Source organism: Flavobacterium sp. 316 (assembly GCF_000967805.1).
Classification (GTDB): domain Bacteria; phylum Bacteroidota; class Bacteroidia; order Flavobacteriales; family Flavobacteriaceae; genus Flavobacterium; species Flavobacterium sediminilitoris.
In genome coordinates, this window is the sequence record NZ_JYGZ01000005.1 from 486,881 (window position 1) to 499,527 (window position 12,647).

Sequence of the window (12,647 nt, forward strand, 5' to 3'; positions counted from 1 at the left end):
TAGTGATGAAAACAAAAATACTATTAGTTGTCATTTTTACAATGACAATTTTTTTTCAAGTAAATGCACAAGAATCTCAAAGAGAATCTTTGGCACTAAAGTATATTAAAGAAAACGCAAGAGAATTTCAAATTAATCAAGATCATAGTTTCAAACTTAGTTTTGTTAGAAAAGGATTGGCTGGAGAAACATTAAGATTTCAACAGATGTTGAATGATGTGCCAGTTTTTGGAGGAGAAATCGTTGTAAATTTTAATAAAAAAGGTGAAGTAGCATATACTTCTAGTAGTTATAACAAAGAAATAGAGATTATAAATACAGATCCTAAAATTAGCAAAGAGAAAGCAATTTTAATTGCTGATGAAAAATTAAATTATAATGGATTAGTGACTTTTCAAGAAGTAAAATTGTATGTATATGCTCTTGATGGAGAAACAAAACTGGTTTATAGAACAATTACTCATGCTGAAGATCTAATAGGAAGTTGGGAGGTTTTAGTAGATGCTAATTCTTCAGATGTTCTAAGCGTTAAAGATATTGCTATATATTGTGGGCATGAATGTAAAGAAAACCATAATCATCAAATAGATAATAAAGTTGTAAAAAAGAAAAAAAAAGCTTTTTTAAGTGTAGAAAAAAATAATACTTTAGCATTTACAACAGGTACTGCAATGGTGTTTTTATCTGATCCATTATCGGCTGTAGGAGTTTCTTATGGAGGGCAATATATAGATAATAATGATGCAACAAATGCATCATTAGATGCAGCAAGGGCATTAGTTAATTTGCCAGAAATCGAAAATAATTCAGGAGTTTATAAGTTAAAGAGTTCTTACGTTGAAATTAAAGATTTTGAAGCGCCAAATAAAGGATTATTTACTCAAAACACATCAAATTTCTTATTTAATAGAAATCAAGATGGTTTTGAAGCTGCAAATGTTTTTTATCATTTAGATAATAATATGAGATATATTAATGAAGAGTTAGGAGTGATTTGTCGTCCATTCTTAAACTCTGGAGTCTTATGGTTTGATCCTTCTGGACTTAGCGGATCAGATAATTCTTATTATTTAGGAGGGAGTAATTCATTAGCTTTTGGAGAAGGATGTGTTGATGACGGAGAAGATGGAGATGTGATTTGGCATGAATTAGGACACGGTTTACATGATTGGTTAACTGGAGGTAATTTATCTAGAATCAATGGGTTGAGTGAAGGAAGTGGAGATTATTGGGCACAATCAAACAGTAGAGCATTAAATCAATGGACTCCTGCTGATGCGGCTTATCATTATATGTTTAATTGGGATGGACATAATGAATGTTGGGGTGGAAGAACAACGAACTATTCAGCAACTTATCCAGGAGGACTTACTGGTGCTGTAAATACAACAAATGGAAGTATTCATCAAGATGGACAAATTTGGGCAACAACTTTAATGAAAATTTGGGATGTTTTAGGAAGAACTAAAACAGATATCGCATTTTTAGAAGGTTTAGCACTTACAAATAGTTCAACTAATCAAAATCAGGCAGCAATAGCTGTTAGACAAGCAGCTATTAACATGAATTATAGTTGTGCTGATGTTAAAGTAATGACAGAAAAATTTACCAATGTTGGCTATACAATGCCAGCAATTCCTTTGACAATTAATTGTCCAGAAGAACAAACGGTGAATGCAGATGGAGCAGGAAATTATGTTTTACCAAGTTTTGCCAACTTAACAAATGCTATTAATTCAAATTGTGATGCTACAGTAACACAATCTCCAGCAGTAGGATCTACTGTTGGTGTAGGTTCACACACAATTACAATGACTGCAAACGGTTCTGTGAACTGTAATTTTATATTGAATGTTGAAACAGCATTAGATGCTGAAGATTTTATAAAAAGATCGCAAGTTGTTTTATATCCTAATCCAGCTTCTTCTACAATAACTATAAAAGGAAATTTTGTTAATTTAGAAAAAATAGTAATCTATAATATGTTAGGTCAGGAAGTTATGGATGGAGTCGTTTCTGGAACTGAAACAAGTTTGAGTATTTCAACATTGTCAGATGGAGTATATACATTACGTTTTGTTGATTCTAATGCGTCATTAAAATTTGTAAAAAAATAGAACAGTGTTTTTAAAATATTACTAAAAGCCGAAAAGTAATTACTTTTCGGCTTTTTTCTTTTAAAGTGATTAATTAGCAATTATATTTGTTTAAATTTTTTTAAAATGACAAAACAGCAAATCATAGAAAATTTTGATCCAAGTCAGCCAGGGTTAGCAGATGCAACTATTTTTGGATTACCATTTTCAGCAGAACAATCAGAGATTATTGTAATTCCTGTTCCATGGGAAGTTACAGTAAGTTATGGAGCAGGAGCTTCTGAAGGTCCAGAGGCTATTTTAGATGCTTCTTTTCAAGTAGATTTATTACATCAAGATTTTCCTGAGTTATGGAAATTAGGAATTTATATGGATGAAGCCCCTGAAAATTGGGCAAAAAATTCTGAAAAGTATAAAGGATTAGCGCAGCCTATTATTGAAGCGTTAGAAAACGGAGAAGATATTTCAACTTTTCCTGCTTTGCAGACAGATTTAGATAAGATTAATAAAGTATGTAGAGAATTGCATACTGAAGTAAAAGAACGAGTTCTTTTTTGGATGAAAAAAGGAAAGAAAGTGGTTCTTTTAGGAGGAGATCATTCCACTCCATTAGGTTATTATGAAGCTCTAGCTACTCAATATGAAGATTTTGGAATCTTGCATTTAGATGCTCACATGGATTTAAGAATAGCATATGAAGGATTTACTTATTCTCATGCTTCAATAATGTATAATGCATTACAATTGCCACAAATTTCAAAAATAGTTCAAGTTGGAATTCGTGATTTCTGCGAGCAAGAAGTTGATGTGGTAAATAAAGAAAATGGGAGAGTTTTAGTTCACACAGATTTAGATTTGAAAAAACAGCTATTTGAAGGAAATACATGGCAGCATTTATGTGATCAAATTATTTATTCATTGCCACAAAAAGTATGTGTTTCATTTGATATAGACGGAATGAATGCATTATATTGTCCAAATACAGGAACACCTGTTCCTGGGGGATTTACTTACGAACAAGCGGTTTACTTATTAAATAGATTAGTAGAATCAGGTAAAGAAATTATCGGATTTGATTTAGTAGAAGTAGCGCCAGGAGAAAATGATTGGGATGGAAATGTAGGAGCAAGGATGTTATTTCAAATGTGTGGGGTCTTTGCAAAGTCCCAAAATATGGAAGTTGGAAAAAAGATTGAATTTAAGAAATAAGTTAATTTCAATTTAAAAGTAAAAGAAAACCAGAGGGAAAATGTTCTTTCTGGTTTTTTATATGGAAAAAACTGTTCTTCTTGTGGGTTTAAGTTTTATTAATTCAGTATTTTTGTACTTTAATATTTATAGCATATTTTCATGCAAAACCCAAAAGAAATTGCAGTAGTTGGAGCAGGTTTAGTAGGCACATTATTAGCAATATATTTAAAAAAAGCAGGTCATATCGTTCATGTGTATGATAGAAGTCCAGATATCAGAACTGTTGAATTTTCAGGACGTTCTATTAACTTGGTTATGTCAAATAGAGGTTGGAAAACCCTTGAAGATATTGGTTTAGAAGATGAAATAAGAAAAATAGGAATACCAGTTGATAAAAGAGGAATTCATTTAAAAGATGGAACTTTTACCACACAAAATTATGGTAAAGAAGGGGAAGCTATTTTTTCACTTTCTCGTGGAGTTTTGAATCGAAGAATGATTGATTTGGCTGAAGAAGCAGGAGTTAAATTCATGTTCAATAGAAAGATTTGGGATGTTTCTTTGGCAACAGCTACTTTGTATGAAGGCGAAACAGAACAAGGAGAATGGTCACCATTGAAATATGATATGGTTTTTGGTGCTGATGGAGCTTTTTCAAGGATTCGCCATCGTATGCAACGTCAATCCATGTTTGATTATTCGCAAGAATTCATGAAACTAGGATATAAGGAACTGCATATTCCTGCAAACCCTGATGGAACACATAAAATTGATAAAAACTCACTTCACATTTGGCCAAGAGGCAATTTTATGTTGATGGCATTATCCAATTTAGATGGAAGTTTTACTTGTACTTTATTTATGCCATTTGAAGGAGAAAATTCATTTGAACAATTAAAAGATGAAGCTACATTGGTTGATTTCTTTGCTAATTATTTTCCAGACACAAAAGAAGTAATTCCAGATTTGGTTAGAGATTTCTTTAAAAATCCAACCAGTTATTTAGCTATTATGAAATGCTATCCTTGGACGTATGAGGACAAAGTTGCGTTGATAGGAGATTCATCTCACGCCATTGTACCTTTTTATGGTCAAGGTATGAATGCAGGATTTGAAGATATATCTGTTTTGAATGAAATGATGAATAAATATGGTGATGATTGGAAAACTATTTTTGCTGAATATCAAAAATCTCGAAAACCAAATGCTGATGCAATAGCTGAACTTTCCAGAAGAAATTTTGTGGAAATGAGTTCAAAAACAGCAGATGAAAAATTCTTATTACAAAAGAAAATTGAAAAATGGTTCTCAGATAAACATCCTGACAAATGGTTACCACTTTATAGTAGAGTAACTTTTAGTTTACAACCTTATGCAGAAGCTCTAGCCATTGGAGATAGGCAAAATGAAATTATGGAAGAAATTCTTTCAATGGAGCATATTGAAGAAAATTGGGAAACAGAAGTTGTAGAACATCGTATTTTATCACTTTTAGCCGAAAAAATGTCCTAGAAAAGTGTACAAGTTTTAAAAAGATTATTTTTGGTTTTTTTAAAATTACTACATTATGAGTATTAAGCAATTATTACTAGTATTTAGTTTTGTTTTATGTATAAAATTGAATGCACAAACAACCGCAATTCCTGATGCAAATTTTGAACAAAAATTAATAGATTTTCCATAGATACAAATGGATTGAATGGTAATATTCTTAATTCAGATGCTCAAGCTGTAACTTCATTAATTATTACTGGAAATACAGTTACAAATTTTACGGGTTTAGAAGCTTTTGTTAATGTTGTAACATTAAATTTAGGTCCCAATCCTTTTGCTACAGTTCCATTAACAACTCTTACAAGTTTAGAATCATTACAGTTTACAGGTAATGATATGCTAAATTCTCTAGATCTTTCTCAAAATATTTTATTAAACAATTTAAATATTCAGTCAAATACTTCTGTAATTGGTGAAGCTCCAATTGTAACTTTAAATCTTGCTAATAATATTAATTTAATAAATTTAAGAATAAACAGATTTACTAATTTATCGAATTTAATATTACCAGTAACAACGACATTAATAGATATGGAATTCTTCTATAAATGCAACTGGATATTTTATCTCAATTGGAACGACTTCTGGTGGAAATGACATTGTAAATATGTTGGATGTTGGAAACGTAACCACTTATGATCCAGTAAATGATTTTGCAGAAGGAGTTCAAATTTTTGTCACAATAATTCCTTATAATAGCCTTGGAAATGCAACTGGATGTACAGAAGAAAGCTTTACTACATTTTCTAATCTTCCGTTACCAATTTGTACAACATTAACTTTACCTTTAAATAATGCAACAGATGTTCCGGTAGATTCAAATATTACCCACAGATGCAACAGGTTATTTCGTTTCGTACGGAACAAATAATGCTGCGAACAATATTGAAAACATGGTTGATGTGGGCAATATGTTAACTTACAATCCGCCAACAGATTTTCCTGATGAAACAGTGATTTATGTAGTAATCACCTCTTATAATTCAGCAGGAAATGCAATAGGTTGTTCAATAGAAAGTTTTGAAACCGAAGTCATTGAGCCAATTTGTACTTCATTAATTTTTCCTCAAGATGGAGCTATAAATGTAGAAGTTGATGCAAATATCTCTTGGAATTCAGTTTCCAATGCAACAGGTTATTTTATTTCCATAGGGACTTCACCAAATGGCAATGAAATTTCTAATATGCTAGATGTTGGCAATGTTACATATTATAATCCAACAAACAATTTTTTAGATGATGTTATAATTTATATAACGATTACACCTTATAATTCTGTCGGCAATCCGATTGAAAGTTGTTCTCAAGAAAGTTTTAAAATTCAAAATCGTCAAATTGTTACACCACTTTTCTTTACTCCAAATGGTGATGGTTATAATGATATTTGGAAAATTTATGATCCTAAAAACGAAGTAAAGACAATCTATATTTTTGATAGATATGGGAAATTGCTTCACAATATCTCAAATAGTAATGGAAGTTGGGATGGAACCTTTGGAAATCAAGTTTTACCAGCTACAGATTATTGGTATGTGTTAGAATTAAAAAATTCTAACACAATAAAAGGACACTTTTCTTTAAAAAGGTAAGGGCTTCTTTAGCATTGTATTAATATTTAATTAAATTCATTACATTTGATTGTATATTAATGAAATTGTTATGATCGAAGCTTTACTTTTAATTGTTTTAGTGCTATTATTAGTTATTTTGTCTAAATTAAATACTAAAAATAAAGAAATACAAAGTTCTATTTATACGTTACATGAAAAGTTAAATACACTTAAAAAGGACTTAGATGCTAAAACTTTTGAAAAAGAAAGAATAATTCAAGAATCCTCACATCCAATTGCTGAAAAAAAACCTATTCCGTCTGAAGAAGTTCAAAAACCAATAGAGGTTGTTCCTGAAACGGTTAAATCAGAAATTATAAAGTCAGTTGAAGAAAAACCACTTTCTCAAAAACCAATAGAAGTAGTTGCAAATATTAAACCTAAACCAGTAATAGAAAAACCAATTTCTCCAAAGCCAAGTGTTCCACAGAAATCATGGTTTGAAAATTTTAAAGAGAAAAATCCAGATTTAGAAAAATTTATAGGAGAAAATTTAATTAATAAAATAGGGATTTTAATTCTCGTATTAGGAATTAGTTTCTTTGTAAAATTTGCTATTGATAAAGATTGGATTAACGAACCAGCACGTGTTGGAATTGGAATTTTATGCGGTTCACTAGTAATGGCAATTGCACACAAACTCAAGAAAAATTTTGCAGCATTTAGTTCTGTTTTAGTAGCTGGTGCAATTAGTATTTTTTATTTTACAATTGCTATAGCTTTTCATGAATATCATTTATTTAGTCAGACTGTTGCCTTTGTAATTATGGTAATGATTACAGCATTTAGCACACTAGTTTCTGTTTCTTATAATAGACAAGAGTTAGCAGTGTTATCTTTAATTGGTGGTTTTGCAGCTCCATTTATGATAAGTACAGGTGAAGGAAATTATATTGTGCTATTTACATATATTGCTATTTTGAATATTGGAATATTAGGAATTGCATATTTTAAAAAATGGAGAGTAGTTACTGTTTTAGCATTTTTCTTCACAGTATTATTATTTACATCGTGGTATATAAAGGAGTTGTTTGATGATAAGTTGCCACATTCTGGAGCATTAGCATTTGCTACATTGTTTTACTTTATTTTTAGTGTAGTTATTGTTTTAAATAATATTAGAAATAAAGGAGTGTTTTCCCTTATAGAGTATTTTATATTAGTTGCAAATACTTTCTTTTTCTTTGGTATAGGAATGGGAATTCTTCATAATTGGGGAAGTAGTTATAAAGGAATGTTTACATTGTTATTGGCATTCTACAATATTATCTATGCAATCATCCTGTATAGGAAATTCGGATTAGATAAAAACGCTATTTACCTTTTAATAGGTTTAGCACTTACTTTTATAACGTTAACAATTCCAATTCAATTTGAAGGGAATCAAATCACTATATTTTGGGCAGCCGAAGCAGTATTATTATTATGGTTATCTCAAAAATCACAAATTAAAAATTTTAAATTAGGAGCAATAATTGTTCAAGGACTAACAATTGTAAGCTTAGTAATGGATTGGGATAAATATGATTATTTGATAGAATCTTTAAATATTGTTTTAAATTCTCTATTTGTTTCTGGTTTTGTAGTAAGTATTTCGTTTTTCTTAACGTATTGGCTATTAAGTAAAGAAAAAGAAAGTCAAATAATAATTTTTAATGTTGCATTTTATAGAAAAATAGTCTTAATCATTGGAATTGTAATTACTTATTTAGTTGGTTTTCTGGAAATAGAATATCAGGCTTATCAATTATTATCTAATACAGCTTCTGCACTTTCGTTTTTAGCAACCTATCATTTTCTATTTGTGGCTATTCTATTGTTTTTAGTAACTAGGTTTAAAAAAGAAAATGCAATAAAACCATTATTAGGTATTACTATTCTTTCCGTTTTATTTTATATCACATCATTTTATAGTATTCCGAATAATGAGATGCTCGAAAATTTTATGAATAATACAAATACAAAATATGCTTTTTATTTTCATTATATTATTTTAGGCTGCCTAATCTATTTTGGATATGTAGTATTTAAAGAAGTAACTAAAGAGCCAAGACTAAAAATATTTCAGAATAAATTAATGCCATGGCTGTTTGTTTTTGCAATAGTATATATTCTAAGTAATGAAATTATGATTCATAGTTTAAATTTTTCTCAGGATATTATTGATAAGAAAGAGTTGGCTGTTAAATTTCCAAAAGCAAAAACATTTGATTATACTATAGAGTATGAGAAAGAATATTTTGTAGAAAACAAATTAAACAATGTAAAACGTCAAATAATTAAAATAGGCTATCCTATTCTTTGGGGAATTTTCTCTTTTATATTTCTAATAATTGGAATTAAGAAACAATGGAAGAATTTACGAATAATTGCACTTTCTTTATTAGGACTAACCATTTTGAAACTATTTATTTACGATATAAAAAATGTTTCAGAAACAGGTAAGATTATCGCTTTTATTTTATTAGGAGTTTTAATTTTAATAATTTCTTTTGTATACCAAAAAATTAAAAAATTAGTAGTGGATGAACAACCAAAACCAAATTCAAATGAAGAAGTTTAGTAGTTTAGTAGTTTTAATGTTTGTTTCTTTTTTTGGGTTAGCCCAAAACTATAAAGGAGAAATTAAGAACATAAAACAAGAAGGTTTACATCAAGTCCAACTTTCACCAGAAGTTAGAGCTATTGCTAATGAAAATCTTGATTTTTTAAGGATTTTTGATGCTAATAAAAGCGAAGTACCTTATGTAATTGCAAATTTTAAAGAAGAATCAGTACAATATAATTCGTTTAAGATTATTTCAAAAAGAAGTATTAAAGATTCTGTTACTTCAATTGTTGTTCAAAATGAAACAGGTAAGAAAATAAACCAATTTAATTTAAAAGTTGGAAACACAGCTTTGACAAAAAGGTATTCTATAAGTGGAAGTAACGATACTATAGCATGGTTTGGACTAGTTGCAAAAGAGACTTTATCTGATTTGGTTGCAAAAAATGGAACAGCATTAGAGAAAACCATCTATTTCCCAGCAAATAGCTATAAATATTTACGAATCGATTTTAATGATAAAAAATCATTACCTATAGATGTACAAGCTATTGGAATGTATGAAAATCAATTTCTATCTGAAAAATTAGTAACAATTTCAGATTTTAAATATGACATAGTTCAAGATAAAGAAAAGAAACAAACTAAAATTATTTTTTCCGCTGGGAACAAATATCAAGTTGACGCGATAACTTTTTCTGTTTTAACTGAATTTTATGTGCGTGAAGCTAGAATAGTTGTAAAAAAGGAGCGAAAAATAAAGAAAAGAGTAGAGCATTATGATGAAGTGATTGCTTATTTCGATTTGAATTCGAAAAATGATAGAACTATTTATTTTAATTCACTTCAAGAAAAAGAATTTATAATTGAAATTGAAAATCAAGACAACCAACCTTTAGAAATTTCTAATATTGAATTGTTTCAAAAACCAGTGACTATTATCTCAAAGTTGAAAGCTAATCAAAATTATGAAGTTGTTATTGATACTACATTAACAAAACCTCAATATGATTTACAGAACTTTATAAAAAGTTCACAAATTGATTATCCAAAAGCAACGATTTTCAATTTTAAAAAGATAGACTTAGAAAAAACAAATGCTTCTGAAAAACCATTTTGGCAATCAAAAGCATTTATGTGGATTTGTATTTTATTTGGAATTGTAATTATTGGTTACTTCTCAATAGGTTTGTTAAAAGATATGAAAAATTAGAGTAGTTTGTTTATTCTTCACGATGTACTTTGTTAAAATCAAAGGCAGGTTTGCAAATTGCAATATATTCGCAAGGAGAATCAAACGGGTTTGAATATTGAACTCTAGTATTTGCTTCAATTTTTATTGATTGACCAGCTTCAAGAATAACAGTTTCATTTTCGATAATAAATTGCTTTTTTCCAGAAATAATATAAGTATACTCTTCAAATTCTGGAGTTTGAAAAGGTTCACTCCAATTAGGAGGTGCAATCATATGAGCAATAGAAATATCCTTATTATTAGTTGCAACCAGTCCGTGATGTTCTTCAATTAGTTTTCCATCAGTTGTTAGAACCACAAAAGGAGTTTTTTGTATATAGTATTTTTTCATAGTCATTGCGAAGTGCGAAGTAATCTTATAATTTACTTCAATTGTTTTTTATTAAATATTTCTTTTAATCTATTAATATCATCTACATGAATATTACTTAGTGAAAAAATCATTTGAGATTTGTTTTTGCGATTAAGAATTAATTTTTCGTTTTCAAATACTACATTGTCTATATCTGAGAAGACAAAATGTTTGCTTTTTGTGTTAATTTTTATATTACCGCCCATTTTGTTCCAGACGATATGTCTTTTATAGAAAAAACCTTTAAATTGAGGGAACATAATCAACGCAGCAGAAAATCCAGATAGACTAGATAATTTGCTTGAAGGGAATATGAATAAACTTGTTAACCCTATAACTAGACATAGAATTCCAATGAGTACAATTAATGTGTCTAAGTTTTTCTTAAATCCTAATTCAATAAATTTAACTCTTAGCATTATTTATCTAACTGTTTTTTATTAGTGAATTACTTCTTAAACATTTTCATCAAAACACCCATTGCTCCTCTAATAAAAGTGGCACTAGTTAGAACTTTCACCACGCCTTTGGTTACTGTATTTGAAGTTGAAGAACTTCTACTTCTTGACGAAGCAGTTTTCTTAGCTTCTTTTTCAGCTTGTTTTTTTGCCTCTTCTTTTTCTGCTAATTCTTGTGCTTTTTCGATTTTTTCAGTTAAAATTTCATAAGCACTTTCTCTGTCAATAACTTCGTTGTATTTTTTAGCTAATTTTGATTTCGAAATAGCATTGTTGATTTCAGTTTCAGTTAAGACATCCATTCTACTCATTGGAGCACGTAGCATGGTAGCAGCTAATGGAGTTGGAATTCCTTTTTCGTTTAAAGCTGTAACAAAAGCTTCACCAATTCCTAAAGAAGTAAGTACTTCATCTGTTTTATAGTATTCTGAAATAGGATAATTTTGAGCAGTTTCTTTAATAGCTTTTCTATCATTAGCAGTAAAAGCACGCAAAGCATGTTGGATTTTTAAACCTAATTGAGCTAAAACACTACTAGGAACATCCATAGGGTTTTGAGTAATGAAATAAACACCAATTCCTTTTGAACGGATTAATTTCACTATTGTTTCAATTTGATCTTGTAAAGCTTTACTTGCTTGGTCAAAAATTAAATGAGCTTCATCAATAAAAATGACTAATTCCGGTCTTCCCGCATCACCTTGTTCAGGCATTGTATTATAAATTTCTGCCAATAAACTAAGCATGAATGTAGAAAATAACTTAGGTCTATCTTGTATATCTGTTAAGCGCATAATGTTAATGTATCCATTTCCATTTTCATCAATACGCATTAAATCATCTATTTCAAAAGATTTTTCTCCAAAAAATAAATCAGCACCTTGTTGTTCAAGCTCAATAGTTTTTCGTAAAATTGAACCTGTTGAAGCTGTTGAAATTCTTCCATATTCGGCAGTAAACTCATCTTTTCCTTCTTCAGTTGCAAATTGTAAAACTTTTTTAAAATCTTTTAAGTCTAAAAGAGGAATGTTATTGTCATCACAATATTTAAAAACAACAGAAACAACACCTGATTGTGTATCATTTAAATCTAAGATTCTTGAAAACAAAACGGGTCCAAATTCTGAAACAGTAGCTCTTAAACGAACACCGTTTTGTTCGGAAATAGTCATTAATTCAACAGGAAAACCTTTTGTTTCATAAGGTAAAGTGATTTTTGCATGACGTTCTGTAATAAAAGATTTTTCTTCTCCAGGAACTGCAATTCCCGAGAAATCACCTTTTATATCCATCATTAAAACAGGAATTCCATTTTGCGATAATTGTTCAGATAAAACCTGAATTGTTTTGGTTTTTCCTGTTCCTGTAGCACCAGCAATTAATCCGTGACGATTTAATGTTTTTAAAGGAATATTCACATGAGTATTTGCAACAGGTTCACCATCTAAAATAGCACCTCCAAGTGTTATAAAATCACCTTTACAAGTATATCCTTCAATAATATGTTTGTTGAATTCTTCTGTTCTGCTCATTTTTCTTTAATTTTCAATCTCAAAAATAATAAAAATTAGTTTTAGAAGTAG

Annotated in this window: 11 protein-coding genes; 8 read left to right on the top strand and 3 right to left on the bottom strand. The window is 29.4% G+C overall.

What is annotated here, in order from left to right; genetic code table 11:
- Positions 1–5 precede the first annotated feature (5 nt).
- From SY27_RS18280 to SY27_RS13295, 8 genes are all read left to right on the top strand, one after another.
- Positions 6–2,117 (top strand): T9SS type A sorting domain-containing protein, encoded by a 2,112-nt coding sequence (locus SY27_RS18280; protein ID WP_052705331.1) that lies wholly within the window; start codon positions 6–8, stop codon positions 2,115–2,117.
- A 105-nt stretch (positions 2,118–2,222) separates the two neighbouring features.
- Positions 2,223–3,305, top strand: coding sequence for an agmatinase family protein (locus tag SY27_RS13265; protein WP_045971048.1), 1,083 nt, complete (start codon positions 2,223–2,225; stop codon positions 3,303–3,305).
- A gap of 141 nt (positions 3,306–3,446) precedes the next feature.
- The gene (locus SY27_RS13270) at positions 3,447–4,799 is read left to right on the top strand and encodes an NAD(P)/FAD-dependent oxidoreductase (RefSeq protein WP_045971049.1); all 1,353 of its coding nucleotides are present in this window, start codon (positions 3,447–3,449) and stop codon (positions 4,797–4,799) included.
- Positions 4,800–4,982: 183 nt separating this feature from the next.
- Positions 4,983–5,438, top strand: a complete 456-nt coding sequence (locus tag SY27_RS13275) for a hypothetical protein (protein WP_045971051.1) — start codon at positions 4,983–4,985, stop codon at positions 5,436–5,438.
- A 10-nt stretch (positions 5,439–5,448) separates the two neighbouring features.
- Positions 5,449–5,712 (top strand): hypothetical protein, encoded by a 264-nt coding sequence (locus SY27_RS13280; protein ID WP_045971053.1) that lies wholly within the window; start codon positions 5,449–5,451, stop codon positions 5,710–5,712.
- A 40-nt stretch (positions 5,713–5,752) separates the two neighbouring features.
- Entirely contained in the window at positions 5,753–6,430 is a 678-nt protein-coding gene (locus tag SY27_RS13285) for a T9SS type B sorting domain-containing protein (protein WP_235270979.1), read from the top strand.
- A 70-nt stretch (positions 6,431–6,500) separates the two neighbouring features.
- Entirely contained in the window at positions 6,501–9,014 is a 2,514-nt protein-coding gene (locus tag SY27_RS13290) for a DUF2339 domain-containing protein (RefSeq protein WP_045971057.1), read from the top strand.
- Positions 9,001–10,212 carry a DUF3999 family protein gene (locus SY27_RS13295; protein WP_161794158.1) on the top strand — a complete coding sequence of 404 codons (1,212 nt, stop codon included), beginning with the start codon at positions 9,001–9,003 and terminating at the stop codon, positions 10,210–10,212. The genes SY27_RS13290 and SY27_RS13295 overlap by 14 nt, the downstream gene beginning before the upstream one ends.
- A gap of 10 nt (positions 10,213–10,222) precedes the next feature.
- On the opposite strand, the gene SY27_RS13300 is transcribed toward SY27_RS13295, so the two are convergent.
- The 3 genes from SY27_RS13300 to SY27_RS13310 are packed head-to-tail and all read right to left on the bottom strand — an operon-like array spanning position 10,223 to position 12,596.
- Positions 10,223–10,585 carry a cupin domain-containing protein gene (locus tag SY27_RS13300; protein ID WP_045971061.1) on the bottom strand — a complete coding sequence of 121 codons (363 nt, stop codon included), beginning with the start codon at positions 10,583–10,585 and terminating at the stop codon, positions 10,223–10,225.
- A gap of 32 nt (positions 10,586–10,617) precedes the next feature.
- Positions 10,618–11,025 carry a hypothetical protein gene (locus tag SY27_RS13305; protein ID WP_045971063.1) on the bottom strand — a complete coding sequence of 136 codons (408 nt, stop codon included), beginning with the start codon at positions 11,023–11,025 and terminating at the stop codon, positions 10,618–10,620.
- 29 nt (positions 11,026–11,054) lie between these two features.
- On the bottom strand, positions 11,055–12,596 hold the full coding sequence (locus tag SY27_RS13310) for a helicase HerA-like domain-containing protein (RefSeq protein WP_045971065.1): 1,542 nt from the start codon (positions 12,594–12,596) through the stop codon (positions 11,055–11,057).
- Between the last annotated feature and the right edge of the window lie 51 nt (positions 12,597–12,647).

Excerpts from the sequence above, each read along its gene's own strand:
- SY27_RS13270 (WP_045971049.1), top strand. The coding sequence starts at position 3,447 with ATGCAAAACCCAAAAGAAATTGCAGTAGTTGGAGCAGGTTTAGTAGGC.
- SY27_RS13280 (WP_045971053.1), top strand. The coding sequence starts at position 5,449 with ATGTTGGATGTTGGAAACGTAACCACTTATGATCCAGTAAATGATTTT.
- SY27_RS13295 (WP_161794158.1), top strand. The coding sequence starts at position 9,001 with ATGAAGAAGTTTAGTAGTTTAGTAGTTTTAATGTTTGTTTCTTTTTTT.
- SY27_RS13310 (WP_045971065.1), bottom strand. The coding sequence starts at position 12,596 with ATGAGCAGAACAGAAGAATTCAACAAACATATTATTGAAGGATATACT.
- SY27_RS13265 (WP_045971048.1), top strand. The coding sequence starts at position 2,223 with ATGACAAAACAGCAAATCATAGAAAATTTTGATCCAAGTCAGCCAGGG.
- SY27_RS13290 (WP_045971057.1), top strand. The coding sequence starts at position 6,501 with ATGATCGAAGCTTTACTTTTAATTGTTTTAGTGCTATTATTAGTTATT.
- SY27_RS13305 (WP_045971063.1), bottom strand. The coding sequence starts at position 11,025 with ATGCTAAGAGTTAAATTTATTGAATTAGGATTTAAGAAAAACTTAGAC.
- SY27_RS18280 (WP_052705331.1), top strand. The coding sequence starts at position 6 with ATGAAAACAAAAATACTATTAGTTGTCATTTTTACAATGACAATTTTT.
- SY27_RS13300 (WP_045971061.1), bottom strand. The coding sequence starts at position 10,585 with ATGAAAAAATACTATATACAAAAAACTCCTTTTGTGGTTCTAACAACT.
- SY27_RS13285 (WP_235270979.1), top strand. The coding sequence starts at position 5,753 with ATGTTAACTTACAATCCGCCAACAGATTTTCCTGATGAAACAGTGATT.